General features: G+C 27.8%; 26 protein-coding genes. 7 read left to right on the top strand and 19 right to left on the bottom strand.

Annotation, left to right across the window (positions count from 1 at the left end; genetic code table 11):
- Positions 1–14 precede the first annotated feature (14 nt).
- From LPB137_RS09505 to LPB137_RS09450, 12 genes are all read right to left on the bottom strand, one after another.
- A complete protein-coding gene (locus LPB137_RS09505; RefSeq protein WP_076087428.1) occupies positions 15–695 on the bottom strand; it encodes a YggS family pyridoxal phosphate-dependent enzyme in 681 nt (226 codons plus the stop codon).
- Positions 688–1,746: a M50 family metallopeptidase gene (locus tag LPB137_RS09500; protein WP_076087426.1), complete on the bottom strand. Its 1,059-nt coding sequence runs from the start codon at positions 1,744–1,746 to the stop codon at positions 688–690. Before LPB137_RS09500 ends, LPB137_RS09505 begins: the two co-directional genes overlap by 8 nt.
- A gap of 9 nt (positions 1,747–1,755) precedes the next feature.
- A complete protein-coding gene (gene pgsA, locus LPB137_RS09495; protein WP_076087421.1) occupies positions 1,756–2,301 on the bottom strand; it encodes a CDP-diacylglycerol--glycerol-3-phosphate 3-phosphatidyltransferase in 546 nt (181 codons plus the stop codon).
- Positions 2,301–3,080, bottom strand: a complete 780-nt coding sequence (locus tag LPB137_RS09490) for an enoyl-ACP reductase (RefSeq protein WP_076087419.1) — start codon at positions 3,078–3,080, stop codon at positions 2,301–2,303. The genes pgsA and LPB137_RS09490 overlap by 1 nt, the downstream gene beginning before the upstream one ends.
- On the bottom strand, positions 3,080–3,967 hold the full coding sequence (dapA, locus tag LPB137_RS09485) for a 4-hydroxy-tetrahydrodipicolinate synthase (RefSeq protein WP_076087417.1): 888 nt from the start codon (positions 3,965–3,967) through the stop codon (positions 3,080–3,082). Before dapA ends, LPB137_RS09490 begins: the two co-directional genes overlap by 1 nt.
- Before the next feature lie 60 nt (positions 3,968–4,027).
- On the bottom strand, positions 4,028–5,365 hold the full coding sequence (locus LPB137_RS09480; protein ID WP_407641342.1) for a M16 family metallopeptidase: 1,338 nt from the start codon (positions 5,363–5,365) through the stop codon (positions 4,028–4,030).
- A 20-nt stretch (positions 5,366–5,385) separates the two neighbouring features.
- Entirely contained in the window at positions 5,386–6,444 is a 1,059-nt protein-coding gene (locus LPB137_RS09475; RefSeq protein WP_076087413.1) for a quinone-dependent dihydroorotate dehydrogenase, read from the bottom strand.
- Between the two features lie 118 nt (positions 6,445–6,562).
- Positions 6,563–8,272: an ABC transporter ATP-binding protein gene (locus LPB137_RS09470; protein ID WP_076087411.1), complete on the bottom strand. Its 1,710-nt coding sequence runs from the start codon at positions 8,270–8,272 to the stop codon at positions 6,563–6,565.
- Between the two features lie 72 nt (positions 8,273–8,344).
- Positions 8,345–9,646 (bottom strand): murein biosynthesis integral membrane protein MurJ, encoded by a 1,302-nt coding sequence (gene murJ / locus LPB137_RS09465; RefSeq protein WP_076087409.1) that lies wholly within the window; start codon positions 9,644–9,646, stop codon positions 8,345–8,347.
- The gene (locus LPB137_RS09460; RefSeq protein WP_076087407.1) at positions 9,646–11,232 is read right to left on the bottom strand and encodes an endonuclease/exonuclease/phosphatase family protein; all 1,587 of its coding nucleotides are present in this window, start codon (positions 11,230–11,232) and stop codon (positions 9,646–9,648) included. Before LPB137_RS09460 ends, murJ begins: the two co-directional genes overlap by 1 nt.
- 51 nt (positions 11,233–11,283) lie before the next feature.
- Positions 11,284–11,934, bottom strand: coding sequence for a ferritin family protein (locus tag LPB137_RS09455; protein WP_076087405.1), 651 nt, complete (start codon positions 11,932–11,934; stop codon positions 11,284–11,286).
- A 65-nt stretch (positions 11,935–11,999) separates the two neighbouring features.
- Positions 12,000–12,665, bottom strand: coding sequence for a ferritin family protein (locus LPB137_RS09450; RefSeq protein ID WP_076087403.1), 666 nt, complete (start codon positions 12,663–12,665; stop codon positions 12,000–12,002).
- A 178-nt stretch (positions 12,666–12,843) separates the two neighbouring features.
- On the opposite strand from LPB137_RS09450, the gene LPB137_RS09445 reads away from it, so the two are divergent.
- Positions 12,844–13,248, top strand: a complete 405-nt coding sequence (locus LPB137_RS09445) for a Fur family transcriptional regulator (RefSeq protein ID WP_076087400.1) — start codon at positions 12,844–12,846, stop codon at positions 13,246–13,248.
- A 23-nt stretch (positions 13,249–13,271) separates the two neighbouring features.
- Here the strand turns inward: LPB137_RS09445 and LPB137_RS09440 are convergent, their stop codons facing one another.
- Both LPB137_RS09440 and ybeY read right to left on the bottom strand, forming a co-directional pair.
- Positions 13,272–14,192 (bottom strand): calcium/sodium antiporter, encoded by a 921-nt coding sequence (locus tag LPB137_RS09440; RefSeq protein ID WP_076087398.1) that lies wholly within the window; start codon positions 14,190–14,192, stop codon positions 13,272–13,274.
- 1 nt (position 14,193) lies between these two features.
- Positions 14,194–14,613: an rRNA maturation RNase YbeY gene (gene ybeY / locus LPB137_RS09435; protein WP_076087396.1), complete on the bottom strand. Its 420-nt coding sequence runs from the start codon at positions 14,611–14,613 to the stop codon at positions 14,194–14,196.
- A 96-nt stretch (positions 14,614–14,709) separates the two neighbouring features.
- Between ybeY and LPB137_RS09430 the strand changes: the two genes are divergently transcribed.
- Positions 14,710–15,114 (top strand): thioesterase family protein, encoded by a 405-nt coding sequence (locus LPB137_RS09430; RefSeq protein WP_076087394.1) that lies wholly within the window; start codon positions 14,710–14,712, stop codon positions 15,112–15,114.
- Between the two features lie 30 nt (positions 15,115–15,144).
- Here LPB137_RS09430 and radA read toward each other — a convergent pair whose 3' ends face one another.
- Entirely contained in the window at positions 15,145–16,494 is a 1,350-nt protein-coding gene (radA, locus tag LPB137_RS09425; RefSeq protein ID WP_076087392.1) for a DNA repair protein RadA, read from the bottom strand.
- 131 nt (positions 16,495–16,625) lie between these two features.
- On the opposite strand from radA, the gene LPB137_RS09420 reads away from it, so the two are divergent.
- A complete protein-coding gene (locus tag LPB137_RS09420; RefSeq protein WP_076087390.1) occupies positions 16,626–17,342 on the top strand; it encodes a DUF4395 domain-containing protein in 717 nt (238 codons plus the stop codon).
- Entirely contained in the window at positions 17,339–17,821 is a 483-nt protein-coding gene (locus tag LPB137_RS09415) for a ribonuclease HI (protein ID WP_076087385.1), read from the top strand. Before LPB137_RS09420 ends, LPB137_RS09415 begins: the two co-directional genes overlap by 4 nt.
- A gap of 8 nt (positions 17,822–17,829) precedes the next feature.
- Here LPB137_RS09415 and LPB137_RS09410 read toward each other — a convergent pair whose 3' ends face one another.
- Positions 17,830–18,450, bottom strand: coding sequence for a hypothetical protein (locus tag LPB137_RS09410; RefSeq protein ID WP_076087383.1), 621 nt, complete (start codon positions 18,448–18,450; stop codon positions 17,830–17,832).
- Between the two features lie 75 nt (positions 18,451–18,525).
- Complete coding sequence (locus LPB137_RS09405) at positions 18,526–19,506, bottom strand: lipid A deacylase LpxR family protein (RefSeq protein WP_076087381.1); 981 nt, start codon at positions 19,504–19,506, stop codon at positions 18,526–18,528.
- A gap of 60 nt (positions 19,507–19,566) precedes the next feature.
- Between LPB137_RS09405 and LPB137_RS09400 the strand changes: the two genes are divergently transcribed.
- Positions 19,567–20,136 (top strand): YqiA/YcfP family alpha/beta fold hydrolase, encoded by a 570-nt coding sequence (locus LPB137_RS09400; RefSeq protein WP_076087379.1) that lies wholly within the window; start codon positions 19,567–19,569, stop codon positions 20,134–20,136.
- Positions 20,137–20,173: 37 nt separating this feature from the next.
- On the opposite strand, the gene ftsY is transcribed toward LPB137_RS09400, so the two are convergent.
- Together ftsY and LPB137_RS09390 are read right to left on the bottom strand one after the other, a co-directional pair.
- Positions 20,174–21,241: a signal recognition particle-docking protein FtsY gene (ftsY, locus tag LPB137_RS09395; protein ID WP_083657223.1), complete on the bottom strand. Its 1,068-nt coding sequence runs from the start codon at positions 21,239–21,241 to the stop codon at positions 20,174–20,176.
- Between the two features lie 9 nt (positions 21,242–21,250).
- Positions 21,251–21,811, bottom strand: coding sequence for a TlpA family protein disulfide reductase (locus tag LPB137_RS09390; protein WP_076087377.1), 561 nt, complete (start codon positions 21,809–21,811; stop codon positions 21,251–21,253).
- A gap of 61 nt (positions 21,812–21,872) precedes the next feature.
- Here LPB137_RS09390 and LPB137_RS09385 point away from each other — a divergent pair, with 61 nt between their 5' ends.
- Both LPB137_RS09385 and rny read left to right on the top strand, forming a co-directional pair.
- Positions 21,873–22,412, top strand: a complete 540-nt coding sequence (locus LPB137_RS09385) for a 5-formyltetrahydrofolate cyclo-ligase (protein ID WP_076087375.1) — start codon at positions 21,873–21,875, stop codon at positions 22,410–22,412.
- A 10-nt stretch (positions 22,413–22,422) separates the two neighbouring features.
- Positions 22,423–23,967 carry a ribonuclease Y gene (gene rny / locus LPB137_RS09380; protein ID WP_076087373.1) on the top strand — a complete coding sequence of 515 codons (1,545 nt, stop codon included), beginning with the start codon at positions 22,423–22,425 and terminating at the stop codon, positions 23,965–23,967.
- Positions 23,968–23,986 lie beyond the last annotated feature (19 nt).

The following is a 23,986-nucleotide window of genomic DNA, read 5'->3' as shown; positions in this document are numbered from 1 at the left end:
TATCTGTTAAATAATTAGTCTTTAAATAAAGTAGATCCTACTCTAATCATATTTGAACCACAAGCAATAGCAAGCTCATAATCTGAACTCATACCCATTGAACAATAAACTGCTCCTAAAGGGCTTAATTCATCATATATTTTCTTAGTAGTTTTAAAAGATTCTTTTATGATTTTTTCATCTTCTACATGTGCACCAATACTCATAACACCTTTTAGTCTTAAATTTGGACAAGTAGCAAGTATTTGTTTATAAACTTCAATTGCATCTTCTGGCATTACACCTGATTTTGTATCTTCACGTGCAGAGTTAATTTGTAAAAGAATACTCATTTTTTTATTTTTAGCTTCAAGCTTTTTATTTAGTTCTTGTGCTAACTCTATTGAATCTATTGATTGAACTAAAGTAGGTCTTAAATCAATTAAATTATTGATTTTATTTTTTTGTAATGTTCCTACAAAGTGCCATTCAATTGGTAGTTCTTCTAAAGCTTCGCTTTTACTTTTTAAATCTTGAACTTTATTTTCACCAAAGGCTCTTTGACCTACATTATATAATGTTTCAACATCTTTTGCTTCTGAATATTTACTAATACCAATAATTTTTACAATATGATGCTCAGATATTTTAAGTCTAGCACCTTCTACTCTTGTAATAATATCGTCTAAATTTTGTGTTGCAGTAATTTTAGTCATTTAAAAAAATCCTATTTATATCATTATAAATCCCAAGTAGCATTAAACTACCTAGTATCACCCATCCTGTAATTGTAAGTATCATAAATACTTTATCACTTGGTTTTCTTTTTGTTAGTAATTCATATAAGTTAAACATAATATGTCCACCATCAAGTGCTGGAATTGGAAGAAGGTTTAATACACCAAGATTTACAGAAATTAATGCTGTAATTGTAAGTAATGCAATAATACTTGACTCACTTGCATCAGAGATTACTTTTCCAATTGTAATAACTCCACCAACTTCACTACTTGGAATAATTCCTTGAATTAATTTTTGAACACCTTGAAAAATCATAGTTGAGGCAAATATAGTTTTTTCATATGCAAAAACTAATGATTCCCCAAATGATAAATCAAGTTGAACTATTTTTCCAGAAGGTGAAATACCTATCATTCTTTTTTTGATATCTTCTTTGAACATATTTTGTGCATCTGAAATATGAGGACTAATTGTTTTTGCAATTAGTTTTCCATCTCTTTTTATATAAAATTTTAAGGCACCTTGCGTATTTACAATAATTTCACCTATTTCATTCCATGTTGTAATTTCAGTATTATTAATTCTGATAATTTCATCATTTTTTAAAATCCCTGCTTTAAAAGCTGGAGAATTTTCTTGAACTGTTCCAATTGATGGAGCTAAAGCAGAAGCACCAATTATTGCAATAGAAAAGTATAAAATTGCAGCTAAAAGAAAGTTTGCAAAAGGTCCTGCAAAAAGTATGGCAATTCTTTGAAGCGGTGATTTTGTATTGTATGAATCATCTCCTTCTTCTTTTAAAGCTGGATTTGAATCATCTTGACCTTTCATTTTTACATATCCACCTAGTGGAATTAATGAAAACTGCCAAACAGTACCTTTCCATTCTTTTGCAAAAAGTTGTTTCCCAAAACCTATTGAGAAGACATGAACTTTTACTCCAAAGTAACGTGCTGCTAAAAAATGTCCTAATTCATGAAAGAAAACTAAAAATGAAAGAACTAGTAAAAATGTTATAGTACCCAAGAAAAACCTCTATATTTTAAAATAATCTCTAATATATTCATATCCTGAATACATTGTTAAAACAACAGCTAACCATAAAAGTTCTGTTGCAAATGGCCAATTCATAATTAAAAAACCTATTGCAATCATCTGAATTACGGTTTTTATTTTTCCAGCCATTGTTGAAGCTACATTTTTGCCTTCACTTACAGCCACTACTCTAAGTCCAGTGATAAAAAACTCACGTGAGAGTATTAAAAATACTGCCCATGCACTTGCTCTATCAATCACCATAAGTCCTAAGAAACCAGCAAGAACTAGCATTTTATCAGCAAGTGGATCTAAAATACCACCTAGCTTTGTCATTTGATTCCAAGACCTTGCAATATAGCCATCAAAAAAATCAGTAACAGATGCAATAACAAATATTAAACCAGCGAAGTAATCAAACCAAGAAGGATGCCATGAAGCGAAAATAGTATTGTCTCTATCTATAAAAAACCATAGCATTAGCGGAGCTAATGCTATTCTAAATAAAGCTAGAGTATTTGGAAGGTTAAGAGCTTTTTCTTTCATTATCTGAAAGTTGTTCCACCATCAACAACTAAAGTTTGAGATGTAATCCAAGAAGCTTCTTCTGTACATAAGAAGTAACAAGATTGTGCTAAATCTTTTGGTTGACCAATTCTTTTTAAAGCTGATAAATCAATTGTTTTTTGTTTAACTTCTTCATAGTTTGTAAAGGCTTTTAGTGCATCAGTGTCAATTGGACCACCAGATACTGCATTTACTCTAATATTCATTTCACCTAACTCTGTAGCTGCATATCTTACCATTGCTTCTACTGCTGCTTTATTTGTTCCATGTCCTGAATAGTTTGGAATATATACTAAGTTACCAGTTGAAGATAAAGAAACAATTGCTCCACCGCCTACTTTTTCCATTCTTTTTGCAGCTTGCTGTGAACCACATACAAATGCATTAACCGTAGCAGTATAAATATTATTTAAACCTCTTGGTTTTAATTTCATAAACTTACCATAACCACCAACAACAGCACGTCCATAAATCATTGCATTTGAGATAAAGAAATCAACTCTATCAAAATCTTTGTCAATTTCTAAAAATAATTCTTTATATTTTTCTGGCTCTAAAATATTAAAAGGATATGCTTTACATTTTACACCATATTTTTCTTCTACATCTTTACAAATGTCTTCAGCAAATTGTTGGTTTGAATTATATGTAAATGCTACATTAACACCATTTTGTGCAAATTTATAAACACACTCTTTACCGATACCTTTTGTACCACCAGAAATTACTAAAGTTTTATTTTTCATAGATTCGCTCATTATTTTATTACCTCATATTGTTTTAATGTTGTTTCAAGTAGTTTCATTGTTTCTGCACTTGGAGCAGTTAAAGGAAGTCTGTATTCTAAAGTATTAAGTAAACCAGCTAAATACATTGCTGCTTTAATTGGTATTGGGTTACTTTCACAAAATAATACTGAGTTTAAAGCATATAAATCTTCATTTATTTGTCTTGCTTCTTCTAAATTTCCTTCTTGTACTGCATGTACTAATCTAGATTTTAGATTTGGAAGTAAATTAGCTGTAACAGAAATAATACCTTTACAACCATTAACTAACATAGGAAAATCAATTGCATCATCCCCTGAAACAATTACTAAGTCACTTCTTTGTGATAATAATTCTATTGTTCTATCTAGTGATCCTGTTGCTTCTTTCGTTGCATAAATATTAGGAATATCGTCAAATAGTCTAATAGTTGTATCAGCTGTTAAATCAACACCAGTTCTTCCTGGTACATTATAAAGCATAAATGGAATTTCTACAGAACTTGCAATTGCTTTGTAGTGTTGATATAAACCTTCTTGCATTGGTTTATTATAATATGGTGTTACAGATAATAATCCATCTGCTCCAACAGCTTGTGCATGTTTTGCAATTTCTACTGCTTCATGAGTTGCATTTGAACCCGCTCCTGCTATTACTTTTACATGTGTATTTTTACAAGTAGCAACTGCAACTTCAATACATGCTTTATGCTCTGCATGTGAAAGTGTAGCACTCTCACCAGTAGTTCCAACTGGAACAACAGCATCAATACCTTGTGCAATCTGTCTTTTGATTAAAGACTCATATTTTTCTAAATCAACTTTTCCATCTTTAAATGGGGTAATTAGTGCGGTCATCGCACCTGTAATAATTTCCATATCTATCCTTTTTTTACTACTAAATCTTCTAGTTCTAATTTTATATTTCTGTTTTTTCTATTATTTTTTCTTTTTAGGCTTTAAAATAACAGTAGTTGAATTATCTTTTGTAAAGTATTTATTTGCAATTTTAATTAAATCTTTTTTAGTTAATTTTGCAATTTTTTCTTCATAATTTAAAAGAGGTTTAATATTACCTCTTACAAAATATGAACCATAAAGTGATGAAACTGATGATGAACTTTCAAGTGAGAATATAAAATCAGCTTTTGTATTGATTTTTATTTTCTCAATATCTTTTTTAGATATTTCACCTTTTTTAACTTCATCAATTATGCTTAAGATTTCTTTTTCAATATCTTTAGCTTTAACACCTTCATTTGCTACTGCCATAAACATAAATAAACCAGGATCTTTAAGCTCTAAGTTATATGCATAAACAGAGTTTACTAATCTTTTTTCATCTATTAATCTTTTTTGTAAGATTGAGCTTTTCCCTGAAGAGAAAAATTCACTAAGTGCAGAAAGGGCAGCTTGATCTTTGTGCTCAAAATTAGGAATATGATAAGTAATAGCTAACATTTCAACTGCTGAGTCTTTTAAAATAGAAACTCTTTTAGCCCCATCTTGTTTTGGTTCAACTGTATGAAGTTTTGATGGTATTTCTTTTTTATTTTTAATATCTTTAAAATATTTCTTTGATGATGCAAATACTTCTTCTTTATCTATATCACCTGCAACTACAATAATTGCATTTTTTGGTTGATAATAAGTACTATGAAAATCTCTAATATCATCAATACTCCAATTTCTAATATCACTCATAAAACCAATTGGTGTCCAATGGTATGGATGGTAAATGTAAGCATTGTTAAATAATCTAAATTGTAAATATCCCATAGGGTTATTATCTGTTCTCCAACGTCTCTCTTCTGCTACTACATCACGCTCTGGCTGAAACTCTTCATCTTTTAATGTAAGGTTTTCCATTAAATCTGCGAATAAATCTAATGATTTATCCATATTTTTAGATGCAGATTTGATGTAATAATGAGTAAAATCAAAACCTGTTGAAGCATTATTAACTCCTCCAAATCCTTTTACAATTTCATCAAATTCCCCTGATTTAAGATTCTTAGTTGATTTAAAGTTTAAGTGTTCAAGCATATGTGCAATTCCACTTTTTCCCATTTTTTCATCTCTACTACCAACTTTATAATATATATCAGTTGATACTACATTTGAGCCATTTTTCATTGGAATGGCAACTATTTGTAAGCCATTTTCTAATGTCTTAGTATAATATTTTGGTAAGCTATTAGCCATTAATTCTCCTGTTATAATGAATAATGAAACAAGAAAAAATAAAAGTGTTTTTTTAGTTTTTGTTGATTTAATTAAATTCATTTTGATATTTCCTATTTTAAATCAGTCCCAATAGCTTCTTGAATATTTGCATATCCATCTTTAGCTATTAGTTCTAATAATTCTTCATTTATTTTTCGTACCATTGAAGGCCCTTCAAAAATTAAACCTGAGTATGATTGAACAAGAGAAGCTCCTGCTTTAATTCTTGCGTATGCTTGTTCTCCTGTTGCTATTCCACCAACTGAGATTAATACTGTTTTTCCATATAACTCTTTAGCAATTTCTTTAAATATTGCATAAGATTTATCCGTTAAACAAGCTCCACTTAATCCTCCAAAGTCTTTACAGCCTGGAACTAAATCATAGTCAATCGTAGTGTTTGTAGCGATTATTCCAGCAGCACCAGCATTTATAGCACTTTTACAAAGTTCTATTGCTTGAGCAGCTTCCATATCTGGAGCAATTTTTAGTAAAATTGGTTTTTTTGTATACTCTTTTGCCATTTCAAATAATTCAGTAATAAACTTTTCATTTTGTAAATCTCTTAAATTTGGAGTATTTGGGCTAGAAATATTAATTACTAAATAATCACTTGTTTCCTCGAATTTTTTAATAAGCATTTTATAATCGCTTAATGCAAACTCTTCAGGCGTTAATTTATTTTTCCCAATATTTACACCAACTGGAATAGATGCTGGATAAACTTCTTTTAAATTCTTAAGTACCTTATGTGCACCTTCATTGTTAAATCCCATCGCATTTTGAACACTTTTTGCTTCTGGATATCTAAACATTCTTGGCTTTGGGTTTCCATCTTGTGGCTTTGGAGTCATCGTACCAATTTCAGTAAATCCAAATCCTAAAGAAGGCATAGCTTTTACCATAGTTGCATTTTTATCAAAACCTGCTGCTAAGCCAACTGGGTTTGTAAATGTAACTCCAAAAATCTCTTGTGAAAGTTTTGAATTATTTATAAAGTTCTTTTTCTTCATAGGATTTTTGATAAGTTTACATTTACCAACTATTCTTAATCCACATTCAGCGATGTTATGAGCTGTTTCTGGTTCGAATTTAAATAAAACTTTTTTAATTGTGTTATAGCTAAACAAGTATGTACCTTTTTTAAATTTTAGATATTTTATCTAAAAATCGTTAAATATAAGTTTTAATGAAAGTTTTAAGTTTGATTAGATGAAAAATAAGCCCAAAATAGGCTTATTTAAAGGCTTACATATTTGCTAAATTATATAATCTTTTATATTCTTCGCAAGTTTTTAATAAATTATCTTCAGTATCCATACAAACAATTTCACCATCTTTAAATACAGCAATTTTTGTAGCATTTTTAATTGTACTTAATCTATGTGCAATGATAAAAGTAATTTTATCAACACTTACTTCATCAATTACTTGAGAAATTATTGATTCACTTTCATTATCAAGTGCTGATGTTGCTTCATCAAGTATAAGAATTTGAGGGTTTTTATATAAAGCTCTTGCAATTGCAATTCTTTGTCTTTGACCTCCAGATAAATTTGTACCAAATTCATCTAGTGTTGTATTTATACCTTGTGGCATTTTTTGTATAAAATCATAAGCATGAGCTTGTTTTAATACTTCAATAACTCTTTTCTCATCAATATCATAACCATAAGCTATATTTGCAGAAATTGTGTCATTGAAGATATAAACTCTTTGTGTTACGATTGAAATATTTTCTCTTAAAGATTTTATATCAAGGTCATTTAATAATTCATCATTAAGTTTTACTTCACCTTTTGAGGTATCGTAAAATCTAATTATTAGATTTATAAGAGAAGATTTTCCACCACCACTATCTCCAACAAGTGCAATTGTTTCACCTTTTTTTGCTTCAAGGTTTATATTTGAAAGAGCTGTAAAATCATCATATTTTAAAAATACATCTTTAAAAGAAATTGATTTTATTTCTTCTGGAAATTGTGTATTTCCTGAAAGAATTGTTGGACTTTGATTTAGCATTTCATTTATTCTATGATTTGCTGCTAAGGCATCTTGCATTTTATTGTAAAGTGATGATAATCTTTTAATTGGAGAATAAAGCATAAAAAGTGCTGCTATAAAAGAACTAAAAACACCAGTTGTAAGCTCACCACTTATAACTTTTGAACCACCTACTAAAATAACTGCTGCAAAAGCAAGTGAGCCAATCATTTCCATTAAAGGAGAAGTTAACTCATTTGTTTTAACTGCTTTCATATTATATTTGAAGAAGTTTTTATTATGAATTGAAAATTTATTACTTTCAATTTTTTCAGTTGAATTTGCTTTTATGATTTCAATATTGTTAAATGATTCACTTAATGATGTTGTAATATCTGCATTTGTTTCTTGTGATTTAAATGAAAGTTTTTTCATTCTTTTTGCTAATTTTGATAAAGGGTAAATTGCTAGTGGAAGAACAATTAATCCATAAAATGCAAGTTCTGGTGAATGATAAATTACAAGACCAACAAGTCCAAAGATAGTTAAAACTTCTCTTATGAATTCAGCTATGTAGTTTGATACCGCACTTTGAATTCTATTTATATCATTTATGATTCTACTTACAAGTTCTCCTCCATGTTTTTTTTGGAAGAAGTTCATATCTAAAGTTAAAACATGAGCAAATAGTCTATCTCTTACAATTCTAGTAATATCTTGACCTATAAAAGAAATATAATAAGCTTGTATATATCTTCCAAAACCTTTTGCTGTATATAATAAAATTACAAAAATAGGCATCATATATAACATATCTTCATCTTTATTTATAAAAATATCATCAAGTAAAGGTTGTATGGCATAAGCAGTTCCAGATGTAGCACCTGCAACTAAAATAATTCCTATAAAAGCGTAGAAAAATTGTAATTTATAGTTTTTATAAAAGGGGGTATATTGTTTGAAAAATTCTTTCATCTAAATCCTAGTAATATTTATTAAAGAAGCGATTATAGCTAAATTGTAATTAATTACTAAGATTAGAGTTATTTATCTTTTAAACATAAGTATAAACTTTTGGAATCCAAAAGCTTTAATTGTAAGAAAAAATAATATAAATCCACTAAGTGTACTTGCAAAAGCAAGTCCTGCTGCACCGTAAGGTTGTATTAAAATTAGTGAAAATACAATATTCCATCCAAGAGAATAAACAGATATCTTAGCAGCTAAAAATTGTTGTTCTTTTGCATATAACCAAAGCGAGAAAATCTTTCCTATTCCAAAAGGAATAAGTCCTATTAAATACATAGCTAAAATAAGTGCAGTATTTGTTGTGTCATTTGCAGTAAAAGCTCCTCTTTCAAAAAGAAGGGAGATAATGAATTCATTAAAAAATATTCCAATAAATGTAGAAATAGATAAAAGAGCAAATAAAATAAGTGAAGATTTTTTCATTAAACTCAAAGCTTTATCTTCATCTTTATTTTTTATACTTCGTGCAATCATTGGAAATAGTGCAATTGAAGTAGCAATTGCAAAAAGTGCAAGAGGCAGTTGAAAAACTCTATTTCCATAATAAAGGTATGAAATAGAACCTGTCATTAAAAATGATGCTAACCAAGTATCTAAAAAAGCTGATATATGAGTTGTAGAAGAGCCAACTGTTGCAGACATAAAGTTTTTATAAAACTTGTTTTCTTCTTTTTTCTTATGTTTTTTAAAGTGAAATATTTTACATAAATTAAGTCTTTTTATTGCATATAAATGAACTAATATTTGTAAAATTCCACCTGCTAATACTCCATAAGATAAATAAAATGTAATCTCATATTTTTCCATATTTTGTGAGATTAAAAGACCTGAAATCATTGTAAGATTAAGTAGGGCAGTTGAGTATGCAGTTGTTGCAAAATGATGTTTATATTGTAAAAGTGCAGCCATAAAAGTTACAACGAAAATCATAGGTAAATAGTAAAAGTTTATTGCAAATAGTGGAGCTGCTAATTGTATAGTTTCTTCATCAAAACCAATCGCAATGGCTTTTGCTACAAGTGAAGAGAACATTGTAACTAACAATGAAAGTATAATTAAAAATCCAAATAGCTGTAAAAATACAACAGAAGAAAATCTAATTTTGTGATTTGATTTTGCATAAGCTGGTATAAAAGCTTGCGTAAAAGCACCTTCTGCGAATATTCTTCTAAAAAGATTTGGTAACTTAAAAGCTACAAAGAAAATATCTGAATAAATATTTGCTCCTAATATTGAAGCTGTTAATAAATCTCTTATAAATCCTAAAATTCTAGAAGTTAATATTCCTGTACTATTTGTAAAAATTGATTTTAAAAGCATTAATTGCTAACTTTATAATCAGATTTACTGTGTATTAAAATTTGAGGATTACCTCTGTATGTTCCTATATGTGCATTTTTAAAACTTATAAATGAACCATTCTTAGGTAAATCTTTTTTGTTTTTTGCATATAATTTTATAGTTTTTCCTTTTGAATTTTTAATATATAGTTTTCTATTTTTTACTTTTCCACTTAAGTTAAAAGCCACTTCATTTTGATATTTAGTTTTTAAAATATCTTTTTTACTAGCATCTAAAAGTAAATCTTTATATCTAGAATATTTTCCTTTTTCATCTAAAATTGAAAAAGACTCTACTTCTTTTAATCCATTATAATCAATAATCTCGTTTATTTGTAAAGTATAAGAATGGCCAAGTTTTAAATCTCTTGCATGATTATAAATATAAATTGCTCGTTTATTTCTTTGTTTGATTATTGCGCCATTTTTTGTTTTGTAAATTACAATTGCTCTTTTAATTATTGCTGGTTCTGATAATTCCATTCTTTCATATAAATCTGAAATATCATTTAATTCTTTTTTTCTACTTTTTTTAATCTCTTTTATTGGATTAGTTTTCTCTTCAGATGTAGAAAATTTTGCATAAATTGGTAGATGATCTGAATATCCAGCTCCTACATGAACTTTATTATATTTTGAACCTTTCATTTGCCATCTTAAAACTTTGTGATTTCTATATAGATAATCTGGTTTAAAAACTTTAAATGAATTATGAATATATGAAATATTTTTTGTATCAAGTAGAGCAGGTGATACAATAATGTTATCTGGAGTATTACTTCTTGTTCTATATTTATTTGAAAACCTTTGATTTGATGGTAAATCTAACCAAAGATTAAAATGTACATCTCTTTTTATTTTTAAAACATCATCATACGTTACATATCTATTTTTGATAGTTGTATTTAAAACCTGATTAATTCCTGTAATACCTTGTGTATTATTTAGTTTACTATTATGTTTAAAAGATCTCATTTCATCATAGTTTGAATTAAAATCTCCTAGAAGAATATAGTCATAATCTCTTGGAAGTTTATATAATCTATCTTTTAATTTTTTTGCAAATTTAACTCTATAGCTTTCAGCAACTCTTTTTGAAGGCCAATGATTGTTAAAAACTTTAAATTCATTATTATCTAAAACAAAAGTTGTCTCTAAAATAGGTCTAAATATTTTATTTGTAAACTTTACATCTATACGTCTGTTATCTTTAATTTGTATTTTGGATAAAAATCCAATACCAACTGAAGATCTTGGGTATTTTGCAAATGATGAGTATTTGTATTGTGGTAGTTTTTTTAATAAAAGTTGAATAATACTTCTATTCTCAACTTCTTGAAGTCCAATTATATCCGCATCTATTTCTTTTATTACTTTTACAGCATTATTGATTTTTATATTGAAGTTTCTTTGATTCCAATTTGAAGAAGTATTTGGAATAAACTCTTTGTATTCACTATTTTGTTTTTTTAAGTCAAATAAGTTTTCAGCATTATATGAAGCTATCGTAAAATCTTTTGCATAAATACATAGTGCAAAAATTGATAGTAGAAGTATTTTAATCAAGGATATCTCCGGTAATTTTTTCTTATATTACCAAAGATATCCTTTTTTTAATTACTTTTTAGAATTTAATCTTGATTGATACTCTTGAGGATGCTTACATACAGGACACATTTTTAGTGCTTTTTTACCTCTATGAACATGTCCACATACTTCACAAATCCACTCTTCTTCCTCTTCACTTTCATGCTCTGCACCAGTTTCAAGTCTTTTAAGTAGCATTCTATACATATTTTCATGCTCAATTTCAATTTTACCAATTCCTGCAAGAATTCTTGCAACTTCTTTATGTCCTTCTTCTTTTGCAATAGCTGCAAAATCAGGGTACATTGTTACATTTTCATAAGATTCACCCTCAATTGCATATTTAAGGTTTTCAACAGTATCTCCAAACTCTTTGCCTATTGTCATTTCATTGTACATTTTAAGCTCAAGTTTTGCATGCATTTTTTCATTATTAGCAGCTCTTTGGAAATGTTCAGCAATATCTCTGTAACCTTCTTTTTGTGCAATTTTTGCAAAATATTCATACTTGTTTCTAGCCATTGATTCACCAGCAAATGCTTTCATTAAATTAACCGCAGTTAAATTTTCTGTAATCATTTCCATTTCATCGCCACAGCATGTAAGTTTCCCTCCACCAACGTTTTGAACTTCTACTTCATTACCACATTTGTTACATCTATATGTTTCGTACTGTTTCATTATTACTTCCTCTTATGTTTTTGATAAAGTAATTTTAGTCCTATTCGTATAAAATTACTCTTAAATTATCCTACTGTTACGTCTTTATTTCTCTTTTTGAAATATTCTTTTTCAACTGCACATAAAGGACAAGCTTTAGGTGGTTTTTTCCCTCTGTGAACGTGACCACATACTTCACAAACCCATTCTTCATCTTTATCATCAGATTCTAAGAAGCCTTCTTTTATTAATTCTTCTTTTAATTCTAAGTATTCTCTTTCATGCTCAACTTCAACTTTTCCAATACCTTTAAACATTCTAGCAATTTCTTTTAAACCTTCTTCTTTTGCAATTGCTTCAAAGTTTGGATACATTTCTTCATGCTCGTATTTTTCACCGTCTGCTGCATATTGAATATTATTTGCAGTTGAATCTAATTCAACATTATTAACTAGTTTATTATAAGCTTTTAATTCTGCAATAGCATGGTACTTTTCATTCTCAGCTGCTTCTTTAAAGAATCTAGCAATTCTATGTAAACCTTCTTCAAATGCAATTTCGCCAAAGAACTCATATTTATTTCTAGCTTGAGATTCACCTGCAAAGGCTTTCATTAAATTAACTGCAGTTAAGTTTTCTGTAATCATTTCCATTTCAGTTCCACAGCAAGATAATTTTGCTTGTTCATTTGCTTCTTGCACTTCTACTTCACATCCACATGTGTTACATTTATATGTTTGATATTGTTTCATTTTAAATTCCTTGATAAATTTTATTTATGGAAAATTTTTTTCCGTTGAAGAAAGTATAATATAATTAAACTTAAAGGAAAATTATTTTCCTTTAATAAAATATATGTTATAATTCTTCAAATTTAAAAAAATATGTGAATGAATATAAATATTATAAAATTTCACGAAAGGATAAGATATGACAAACTATACAGTTTTATTAAAAGAATATAATCTAAAAGTTACACCTCAAAGAGTTGCTATTGTAGAAGAGCTTTATATGAATGGACATATGAATATTGATGAACTTTACCAAAAATTACTTGCAAAGTTCCCTTCAATTTCTCTTGCTACTATATACAAGAATGTTAATGCAATGATTGAAAAGGTTTTTCTTTCAGAAGTAAAACTTCCAAATACTAAGTCAGTTTTTGAATTAGTTAAAAATGAACATGCTCATTTAGTATGTTCATTATGCGGAAATATTGAAGATATTACATTAAATGTACAAAGTGTACTAGATGAAGTAGCTACAATTAGCAAGTTCGAGATTGACTCTACAAATTTAGTTTTAAGTGGACTTTGTCCTAACTGTAAACACTAATTATACAACAAAATAGTCTAGTTTTAAGCTAGACTATTTTGTACTACAAGAGCTAAAATCACCATTAATGCAATTCCTGCAGATTTATTATAAAGTTTATTAGCAGTTATAAATACTAACATAAGTGATGCTATAAATGCAGCTGCAATATCAAAGAAATTAGCACTTAGATCTACGTTAAGTGGATTTATTAAAGATGATACTCCTAAAACCATTGTAAAGTTTGCAACGTTTGATCCAATAATATTACCAATTGCTAAATCAGTGTTATTATTCATTGCTGATTTAATAGAAATTGTAAGTTCAGGTAAAGATGTTCCAAAAGCAATTAAGAATAATCCAATAACCCACTCAGAAATACCAAAATCTCTTGCAATATTAGAAGCTGAATCAATTGCAAAATCAGCACCAACTACTACAAATATAAATCCAATTACTAATAATCCTGCAGTTTTTCCCCAAGCAAATTTTTCTTTTGCTAATTCTTCATCAATTTCTTCCATTGAATTGCTTGAAATTAAGAACATTAAATATCCAGCCATTAAAGCTAAAAATAAAATACCATCAACAAAGTTTATTTTTCCATCTATACCCATTAAAATAAATGCTAAAATTGGGAAAAGAGACCATGCTGAATCTTTTGCAAATAAATCTCTTTTAGGACTAACTTTTTTTGCAATTAAAAATACAACTCCTAAAACTAGTGAAATATTAAAAATTGTACTTCCAATTACATTTGCAACTGCAATATCTCCACTTCCTTTTACTGTAGCCGACATTGAAACTGCCATTTCAGGTAATGAAGTCCCAAGAGCTACCAGTGTTGCACCTATAACAAAACTTGAGATATTATAATGAAGTGCTATTTTTTCACTTTGTTCAATGATGTAATCAGCACCATAAATAAGTGCTGCCATTGAAACTATAAATATTAAAATGTCCATTTTATGAATTCCTTACTATTAAACTATTTGGTAAATTAAATTGATTGATTAACTCTTCTTCTTTTAATCTATGCTCACCATTATCAACTTCATGATCAAACCCTAGAAGATGTAAAAGACCATGAATAAATAAAAGTATAAACTCTTCTTCTTTTGAGTGCTTGTACTCTTTTGCTTTTTCTTCAACATAATCAAGTGATATAACAATTGAACCCAAAGGCATATTTGGCATATCAAACTCTAGAGGAAATGATAAAACATCTGTTGCTTTATCTATATTTCTATGTTCATTATTTAGCTCTTGAATCTCATCATTATGTACAATTATAAGCTCAATATCTTTATTTGTAAGTGTTTTAGTAATATCTTCAATTTTTGATATAGGAGCTATAAATGAAGTGTTATTTTCAATATCAATCATTTTTTCCCTTTAATTTCGCGATTATATCAAAGTTTTATATATTACAAGGTTAATTCTATGTTAGAATAAATCAAAATTAATTTTAAGGGACTTAATATGGGTTTAGAAATTGGAACAGAAGATAAAATAGAATTTAAAGTAAAACAATCAGATTTAGCAAGTAATTTAAAAATATCAGAACATGATGGTTTTCCAGATGTATTTGCAACTGCAAGAATGGTAGCACTTATGGAATGTTCAGCTGCAAAGATTTTAATTCCTTTTCTACAAGAAGGAGAATTGTCAGTTGGTGTTGGTGTAAATATTACTCATTTAGCACCAACACTTGAAGGTGATACTGCTGTTTCAACTGCAAAGTTTGATGGTATGGAGGGAAAGCTTTATAAGTTTACAATTGAAGTTGTTGATTCTGCTGGAAAAATTGGAACAGGAACACACACACGTGCAATTGTTTCAACACAAAGATTGATGGATGGTGCTAAAAAAAGAGTGTCTAAGTAAAATATAAAGAATTTAAATGATAGAACTATTTTAAAACAGTTCTATCATTTTAGATACTTCATCTACAGGGAACTCTTTTAGACTTAGTTTTAATTTAGTTTTTTGAGCAATTACAGCTTTTTTAATACCTTGTGCTTGTGCTTCTTTTAATCTCATATCAATTGAATAAACATCTTTAATTTCACCTGTTAATGAAACTTCTCCAATAAATACAGACTCTTTAGAAATAGGTCTATCTCTAAATGATGAAATAATAGCAGCAACCACTGCTAAATCTGCAGAACTTTCTTTAATTTTTATTCCACCTGAAATATTTATAAATACATCATAGTTATTAAGTGGTAAATCAATTTTCTTTTCAAGTAGTGCTAAAAGCATATTTAATCTATTTGCATCAAAACCAGTTGCGCTTCTTTTGGGATTTGGATAAGTACTTTCTGTTACAAGTGCTTGAACTTCAAGTATTAAAGCACGACTTCCTTCCATTGAAATAGTTAATGCTGAACCACTTTGTGCTTTTGATTTATCAAAGAATTTTGAAGCAATATCTTTAGCAGATATTAAACCCTCAGCTGTCATTTCAAAAATTCCAATTTCTGATGTTGAACCAAATCTATTTTTGAAACCTCGAAGCATTCTTAATTCTTTACTTGATTCACCTTCAAAATATAAAACAGTATCAACCATATGCTCTAAAACTCTTGGACCTGCTATACTTCCATCTTTTGTGATATGTCCTATTATAAACATTGCAATATTTGATTCTTTTGCTTTTCTCATAAGCTCAAAAGTAATCTCTCTAACTTGAGAAACACTTCCTGGTGCACTTGTAAGATTTGAAGAGTAAATTGTTTGAATAGAATCAATAATCACAACTTCATAATCAACTCTTAATAGTTCATCTTGAATTTCTTCTAATTTTATTTCACTTAATAAATATACATTATCATGGTTTGCATCAAGTCTATTTGCACGAAGTTTAATCTGTCCAGCACTTTCTTCCCCTGAAACATATAATACTTTTTTACCACTACTTGCAATTGAGCCTGCAACTTTTAAAAGTAGAGTTGACTTTCCAACTCCTGGGCTTCCTCCAATTAAAGTTAGACTTCCAGGAACTATTCCTCCACCTAATACTAAGTCAAATTCATCATTATTTGATGAAAATCTTATTACATCATCTTGTTTGATTTGTGTTATAGGTGTTGCTTTTGTTTGTGTGTTTATTACTTTTGAAGTTTGTTTAAGTACTTCTTGTTGGTCATGGTTTAACTCAATAAATGAATCCCAAGAACCACAACTTGGACATTTTCCAAGCCATTTTGTAGACTGTTCTCCACATGATTGACATTCAAATAGTGATGTTTTTTTCTTAGCCATTAATTAACCTTTTATTCTTTTATATTTGAATTATAGTATAAAAATAATTACTACATTTAAAATATTACAAATTGAAATAAATTTCTTTATTTTTAATTATGCTAAAATACAAAAAATAAAGGAATTATTTAATGGGTAAATACATTAGTTTTGGTGAAACTGTAGATGAATATGACTTTAAAGTTATAAATGAAAATGATGCACGAGCGAGTGCTGGAATTATGTTCTTATTAGGAATTCTTAGTCTTTTTTCAGTTTTTTTAATAAATAGTTTATTTTGGGCGGAACTTTTCTCAATTACATTTATTATTGAGTTTGTTATTAGAGTATTTATAAATCCAAAATACGCTCCTTATATGATATTAGCTTCTTTAATTGTTTCAAATCAAAAAGAAAACTGGGTTGAAGCTAAACCTAAAAAATTTGCATGGATTCTTGGAGTACTTCTTGGTTTTATAATGGCTTTTTTTATTGTTTTTGATTTTATGTCTCCTATAAGATTACTTATATGTGTTCTTTGTTTAGTACTACTTTTTTTAGAGTCTGCTTTTGGAATATGTCTTGGGTGCTTGCTTTATAAAAAAATAAATATAAATGTAAACAAATGTGCAGGAGATGTTTGTGAAATTGATGATAGAAAAAAGAAAAAAGATTATAAAAGCAAAATAATTCTTTTATTTTGTTTTACAATCTTATTTTCATCAATTTATTTTTACTTAAATAATTATAAATATAAAGTATCAAAAGAGATTATGTTAGATATTAAAATCAAAGATGATTGTCAAGCTCCACAATGGGCAATAGATATGGGACATGAACAAATGTGGAAAAGTCATAATTGTAAATGAAAAATATTAAGTTATTTGTAGATGGAAGCTGTAATCCACAAGAAAAGATAGGATTTGGTGCCTATGTTTTAATAGATGATGAAAACTATGATTTAGAGTATTTAAAATCAAAAGTAATTCTTCAAAGATTTGAAAATACATCATCAACAAAATTAGAAATTCAAACTTTTCTTTGGGCTTTAGAAGATATTGATAAAAAAGAAAGTTTTATTAAAATCTATACTGATTGCCAAAATATTATAGGACTTCCTAAAAGGAAAGAGAAGCTGAAAAGTTTAAATTATCATTCTAGTTCAGGAAAAATTTTAAATAATAGCCAGCTTTATAAAAAGTTTTTTGAACTTACCCAAAAATATAATTGTGAGTTTATAAAAGTAGAAGGTCACAAAAAAAATAGTTTAAAAAATGATATTGATAATATTTTTAATATTGTTGATAAAGCTTCACGTTCTGCTTTAAGAGGAGATAAGAGTATATAGTTTTATCTCTAGTGTTGTACTTTCATTCTAAAATATCTTGGAAATTTATCTTTTATAGACGGATTTATGTCTAATGGAAATATCTCTAATACTGATGATTTTATTGAATTAAAATGATTCCTATCACCTTTTATAAAAGTAAGCTGCTCATATTTCCCATTTTTTAAAATAGTTACTCTAATCTCTAGAGGATTAAATCTATTTATCGTCTCTTTTTTAATATTATTTGAAATATTTGCATAAATCTTTTGTTCAATAGCTTTATAAAAAGATTCTACTGTATCTGAACTAGTAATGTTTGTTGCTTCTTTTTTTATTATAGGTTCATTAAAAGTTTTTAGAATGTTTTTTGTTTCTTCACTTTTATCTTTTTTAGTTTCTTGAATATTCTCTTTTATGCTTTCTTTAGTATTTTCGTCTTTTTTTATTTCTTTTTCAATAATCTTTTCTGTAGTATTATCTACATTATTTTCTTTTACTGTACTTTTTTCTATTACTACTATTTCATTTTTAGGCTTTGTTGTATTTGTTTCTGATGAAAAAAAGAAAGAATATAAACCATATAAAATCCCAATAACTACTAGTATAATTAATGTATCTTCAAAAAATGATTTGCCTCTATGGTTCATAATTATCCTTTTAAATAATGTAAAATATTTTTATTTGTTAGAAGTTTAGCATCTTTTCTATAAGGTAAAATAAAATTAGAAAATATAACTTAAACTTACTCCTCCCCAGTTTTCTCTTGTACTATTTTCATTTGTAAAAATAAATTTTGAAGTTTTAAAATTAAAAGATAAGATAAATGCATCAAAAAATGTGTCTACAGAAATCAATTGAGTAAAAGTATCTTTTATTTTTTCTAATTCATAAGATTTATCATAGTCATTTATATAGAAATAATCAGTGTAGGTATATCCTAATCCATAAGATATAGACCAAGCAAAATTATCATTTCTTTTCTCATCTATATTTAAAAGTTTATCACTATTTGAACCTATTAATCTACCTAAAGTATTAAAGTTATTTGGATAATTATCTCCATATCTTATCATTGAACTAATCATTACAGCACGATTATAGTTACCTATATCTATTCTTGCATTACTTGTTAAATCCATTTTTCCATAATCAAACTTATTTTCAAAATTTTTATACCCAAATGAGTATGCAAAGTTATATAAAAAATTATCTTTTAACTGATTGTCCCAGCCTTTTGGTTTTGTATTTCCTGTAATGTTATGATAGGCCTTTTGAAACTGAGCGGTTTTTGTACTAGGACCTACCATTCCTAGTGTTAACATATAATTATGAAATAGTTTTTCATTCCATTTAAAAAGAGAAAAATCTAAAGTAATAACACCTGCATAAGGAACATCTTTAACTATTTTATCTCTTCTTTCTAAGTCATCTGGTGTAAAGGCTAGTTGTGAGTAAGTAAGACCAAGAGATTGATGCTTTGTATTATTTGTTAAAGTTGGTATTAAAGTGAGGTATTCAAAAAGTTTATTATCATATTTATCTAAATCATTTGTATCTTTGTTACTTAAATACATAAAAGAAGTACCATTTGTATAGTGCTTATCTTTTCCATCAACTACATCATTTTCTAAATTTATTGAGAAAACTTCAGCTGATAAATTTATTGTAAATAAGAAAGAAAAGAGTAAAAGAAATAATTTCATATTTATCCTTTTTGTAGTAATATTCTAAATTATATAATAAAAGAATTAGGAAAATATTAAATGATTATTTATATACACGGTTTTGGAAGTGCAGGTTTTGGAGCTAAAGCTCAAAAGTTTTTAGAATATTTTGAAGATGAAATTATCACACCATCTTTATCAACTATCCCAAATTTAGCCATTTCAACTTTAGAACAGATTATTGAAGCTTTTTTGCACAGAGATGAAAAGGTATCTTTAATAGGCTCTTCTTTAGGCGGTTTTTATGCTTTATATTTAGCAAATAAATATAATTTAAAAGCAGTATTAATAAATCCTAGTGTTTATCCTTGGATTACTTTAGAAAGCTATAGACAAGATGAAAATGAATTGGCTACGAATTATTATGATAATTCAAAATTTGAGTTTAATTATTCTCATTCTCAATCTCTATTAAATTTTGAAGTAAAAGAAATAAAAAAGCCTAAAAACTTTTTAACACTTCTACAAATGGAAGATGAAGTTCTAGATTATACGCAAGCTGAAGAAAAGTTGTTTGAAACTAATTTAGAAATAGAAGAGGGCGGAAATCATTCTTTTGATGGAATTGAAAGATATTTTAGAAAAGTAGATAGCTTTTTAAATTTATAATATTAATAAAAACAAAAGGTTTTAATCTCTTGTTTTATTAGTTTTTTTCTTCTGTATAAATCTCGTCAAGTAAAGAATCAACAAATTCATCTGGACTAAACTTTATTAAATCATCTTGTTTTTCACCAACTCCTACGAAAAATATTGGTAATTCCAATTGATTTGAAATAGAAAACAATGCTCCACCTTTAGCAGTTCCATCAAGTTTCGTAACTATAATTCCATCAATACCAACCATTTCATTAAAGGCTCGTGCTTGAGCAATTGCAGTGTTTCCTTGAGTTCCATCTAAAATCATTAGTTTTTGATGTGGTGCATTTTCTTGTGCCTTTGAACAAACTTTTACAATTTTAATAAGTTCATTATTAAGGTTTTTTTGTGTTTGTAATCTTCCTGCTGTATCAATTATAACATTATCAATATCTTTTGCAATTGCTGATGAAATTGTATCATATGCAACTGCAGAAGAGTCATGACCTTGTTTTGTTTTGATAATTGGCACATCAAGTTTAGAAGCCCAAGTTGAAAGTTGCTCAATCGCTGCAGCTCTGAATGTATCACCAGCTCCTAAAATTACACTCTGACCTTCTTTTTTAGCTTTATTTGCTAGTTTTGCTATAGTTGTAGTTTTACCAGCTCCATTTACACCAATGATAAGTCTTACAAAAGGTTTTGGTAAGTTATTTAAATCAACATCAGGTGCATGTTCAAATAGCATTACAAGTCTGTGTCTTAATTGTTTTCTTGTAATTTCATCAGGTAATCCATCCATTGCTTTTTCGATGATTTCATATTCCATATCTGCTTCAATTAGCATTTCTTCAATATCATCAAAATCGATTTTTTCTTTTTTAGTTGGAACTACGGTTTTGATACTTGCAAAAGTTTTTTCTAAGGCTCTTGAAAAGAAGCCTTTATTTTCGTTAGTTTCTTCTTTTGAATCTAAGGCTTTTTCAATTTCTTCAACTTTTTCAATTTCTTGAACCTCTTGAATTTCCTCTTTTATTTCAGAAACTTTTTCTAAGCTTTCTTCTTTAGGGAATTCTTCTTTTATTTCAAGTTCAACTTTTGGTTCTTCTTTTTTCTTTTTAAAAAAACTAAACATTAAATACCTTTATTTCTCAAGAACTTTTTTGATATCAATTTCCATCATTTCTACAGGTACTATTCCTACATATTTTTGGAAGATAGTTGATTTCTTATCTATCATATACATAGTTGGAATTGATTTGATTTCACCCAAAGCTGTTGATAAAGCAAAATTTTCTTCACTATTTGTAACTTGGTAATTAATATTGTATTTACTAATAAATTCTTTTATATCTTCATTTGTTTTACCTTGTTCTAGTAAAATTGATACAACTTTAAAATCATTTGCATATTTATTTTGTAAATCAATTAAATTTGGAATTTCAGCTTTACAAGGTGGACACCATGTCGCAAAAAAGTTTAGAAGAATGATTTTTTCAGGATAATCTTTGAAAATAATCTTATCTTTATCTATTTCAACATTTAAATCTAAATTATCTGTTGTTTTTAATACAAAGTTGGTTCTTTTTACTTCTTCTTTTTCTATTGTCGTCTTATTAACTTCGTCGCTATCAGTTTTTGAATTACATCCAGTAAAAATAAAAATTGATAATATTGACAAAAATGCTAATGTTTTAAACTGCATTTTAATTCCTTTAGGTAAAATTATTTGTTGGGTAGGAATTTTACCCAAGTGAGGCTTAAAAATGGAATTAAATCACAAAAGTGATTTTAGAAAATCGTGTATAAAAAGATTAAAGTTTACAAGTGTCACTTCAAAGTATTATAAAGACAAAATAATCTTAAAGAAATTAGAAAATTTTATAAATAAAAACAAAGCACAAAATATTTTATTGTATATACCATTAGGTATTGAGGTTGATGTTCAAGCATTAATTAACAAATTAAGAAAAATAAAAAATAAAAATGTTTATGTTCCATATATGGAAGGTGACAGTTTTAAGATAGTTAAATATAGATTACCTTTACAAAAAAAGAAGTTTGGAATAAAAGAACCAAATAACTCTTTTTTTAAAGCAGATAAGATTGATTTAGCCATAGTACCTATTGTGGGAGTAGATGCTATTGGTAAAAGAATTGGCTTTGGTAAAGGAATGTATGACAGATTTTTTGATAGATTATCTTATAAACCAACACTTGTTTTTACGCAATTAATACTTTGTAAAAGTGATAAAATTTTATCTGAAAGCTACGATATTCAAGCAGATTATATAATAACTAATTAAGGTTTTGAATATGGAATATATTATTGGATGTATAGCAGTTGCAATTATTAGTGCATTGCTAAGTATTATTGTTGTTAGGAAAATAGATAAAGCTAAATTTCAAGTATTTATTGAACAAGCTAAGGCAAAAGCAAAAGTAATTGAGCATGAAGCTGAAGTTTCTTTAAAAGATTCTCAATTAAAAGCAAAAATTGAGTGTGATAAAGAGTTCAAAAATGCAAGAAGAGATTATGACACAATGCTTGCAAAAATTGAAAAGAAAGAGCGAGAACTAAACGAACATCTTGAATCAGAATTAAAAATAATTAAATCTGAAAAAGAAGAAATTGTTGAAAAAAATAAAAAAATAACAACAATAAAAGAGGGTTTAGAAGCTCAAAAAAGAACTTATGAAACTAAAACTTTAGAAGCAATTAAAATTTTAGAAAATGCATGTGGTTTAACAGTTGATGAAGCAAAAGAGTTAATGCTTGAAAAAGTAAAAGAAGACTCTAGAGCACAAATTGCTTCAATTTTTAGAAAAAAATATAAACTTGCAGAGGCAAACACAAAAAATGAAATAAATAATATGCTTTCTCATGCAGTTACTAGATATGCAGGCGAGTTTGCAGCTGAAAGATTAATTAATAATTTACCAATTAGTGATGATGAAACAAAGGGTAAGATTATTGGTAAAGAAGGGCGAAATATTAAAGCTCTTGAAATGTTATTAGGTGTTGATATTATTATTGATGATACTCCTAATACTATTACTATTTCTTCATTTAACCTTTATAGAAGGGCAATTGCTACAAAAACTATAAAAGATTTATTAGAAGATGGAAGAATTCAACCTGCTAGAATTGAAGAGATTTATAATAAAGTTAAAATTGAGTTTGATAAAAATATATTAAAAGAGGGTGAAGATGTAATTCATGAGCTTGGTATAAAAACAATGCATCCTGAACTTGTTAAATTAGTTGGTCGTCTAAGATATAGAGCCTCTTATGGACAAAATGCGCTTGCTCATACTTTAGAAGTATCTCATTTAGCTGGATTATTAGCTGCACAAATGGGTGGAGATGCAATTTTAGCAAGACGTGCTGGATTATTACATGATATTGGTAAAGCATTAACGCATGATATGCCAGGTTCACATGTAGATTTAGGAGCTGAGATTTGTAGAAGATATGATGAGCCTGATACTGTAATAAATGGTATTTATGCACATCATGGACATGAAGAGCCTATAAATGTAGAAAGTGCTGCTGTTTGTGCTGCTGATGCATTAAGTGCTGCAAGACCAGGTGCAAGAAGAGAAGTTCTAGAAAGTTTCTTAAAAAGAGTAGAAGAGGTTGAAAATATTTCAACTTCAAAAACAGGAGTATTAAATGCTTATGCAATTAATGCAGGTCGAGAAGTTAGAGTTATAGTAAAAGCTGATTTAGTAAATGATGATGAAGCTGTTATTTTAGCTACTGAAATTGCCAAAGAAATTGAAGAAAAAGTTCAATATCCAGGTGAAATAAAAGTAAATGTAATTAGAGAATTAAGAGCTCAATCTTACGCAAGATAAGCTTTAAAAAAGAAAGAAT

This window comes from Poseidonibacter parvus, from assembly GCF_001956695.1.
GTDB lineage: Bacteria > Campylobacterota > Campylobacteria > Campylobacterales > Arcobacteraceae > Poseidonibacter > Poseidonibacter parvus.
The sequence above is the reverse complement of the archived record's forward strand: the minus strand, read 5'-3'. Positions and strand labels throughout refer to the sequence as shown.

Bases quoted from the DNA above. Each gene is read 5' to 3' on its own strand.
- radA (WP_076087392.1), bottom strand. From the start codon at position 16,494: ATGGCTAAGAAAAAAACATCACTATTTGAATGTCAATCATGTGGAGAA.
- rny (WP_076087373.1), top strand. From the start codon at position 22,423: ATGGAATATATTATTGGATGTATAGCAGTTGCAATTATTAGTGCATTG.
- ftsY (WP_083657223.1), bottom strand. From the start codon at position 21,241: ATGTTTAGTTTTTTTAAAAAGAAAAAAGAAGAACCAAAAGTTGAACTT.
- LPB137_RS09400 (WP_076087379.1), top strand. From the start codon at position 19,567: ATGATTATTTATATACACGGTTTTGGAAGTGCAGGTTTTGGAGCTAAA.
- LPB137_RS09505 (WP_076087428.1), bottom strand. From the start codon at position 695: ATGACTAAAATTACTGCAACACAAAATTTAGACGATATTATTACAAGA.
- ybeY (WP_076087396.1), bottom strand. From the start codon at position 14,613: ATGATTGATATTGAAAATAACACTTCATTTATAGCTCCTATATCAAAA.
- LPB137_RS09420 (WP_076087390.1), top strand. From the start codon at position 16,626: ATGGGTAAATACATTAGTTTTGGTGAAACTGTAGATGAATATGACTTT.
- LPB137_RS09405 (WP_076087381.1), bottom strand. From the start codon at position 19,506: ATGAAATTATTTCTTTTACTCTTTTCTTTCTTATTTACAATAAATTTA.
- LPB137_RS09445 (WP_076087400.1), top strand. From the start codon at position 12,844: ATGACAAACTATACAGTTTTATTAAAAGAATATAATCTAAAAGTTACA.
- LPB137_RS09390 (WP_076087377.1), bottom strand. From the start codon at position 21,811: ATGCAGTTTAAAACATTAGCATTTTTGTCAATATTATCAATTTTTATT.
- LPB137_RS09440 (WP_076087398.1), bottom strand. From the start codon at position 14,192: ATGGACATTTTAATATTTATAGTTTCAATGGCAGCACTTATTTATGGT.
- LPB137_RS09410 (WP_076087383.1), bottom strand. From the start codon at position 18,450: ATGAACCATAGAGGCAAATCATTTTTTGAAGATACATTAATTATACTA.
- LPB137_RS09470 (WP_076087411.1), bottom strand. From the start codon at position 8,272: ATGAAAGAATTTTTCAAACAATATACCCCCTTTTATAAAAACTATAAA.
- LPB137_RS09455 (WP_076087405.1), bottom strand. From the start codon at position 11,934: ATGAAACAGTACGAAACATATAGATGTAACAAATGTGGTAATGAAGTA.
- murJ (WP_076087409.1), bottom strand. From the start codon at position 9,646: ATGCTTTTAAAATCAATTTTTACAAATAGTACAGGAATATTAACTTCT.
- LPB137_RS09490 (WP_076087419.1), bottom strand. From the start codon at position 3,080: ATGAGCGAATCTATGAAAAATAAAACTTTAGTAATTTCTGGTGGTACA.
- dapA (WP_076087417.1), bottom strand. From the start codon at position 3,967: ATGGAAATTATTACAGGTGCGATGACCGCACTAATTACCCCATTTAAA.
- LPB137_RS09450 (WP_076087403.1), bottom strand. From the start codon at position 12,665: ATGAAACAATATCAAACATATAAATGTAACACATGTGGATGTGAAGTA.
- pgsA (WP_076087421.1), bottom strand. From the start codon at position 2,301: ATGAAAGAAAAAGCTCTTAACCTTCCAAATACTCTAGCTTTATTTAGA.
- LPB137_RS09385 (WP_076087375.1), top strand. From the start codon at position 21,873: ATGGAATTAAATCACAAAAGTGATTTTAGAAAATCGTGTATAAAAAGA.
- LPB137_RS09415 (WP_076087385.1), top strand. From the start codon at position 17,339: ATGAAAAATATTAAGTTATTTGTAGATGGAAGCTGTAATCCACAAGAA.
- LPB137_RS09430 (WP_076087394.1), top strand. From the start codon at position 14,710: ATGGGTTTAGAAATTGGAACAGAAGATAAAATAGAATTTAAAGTAAAA.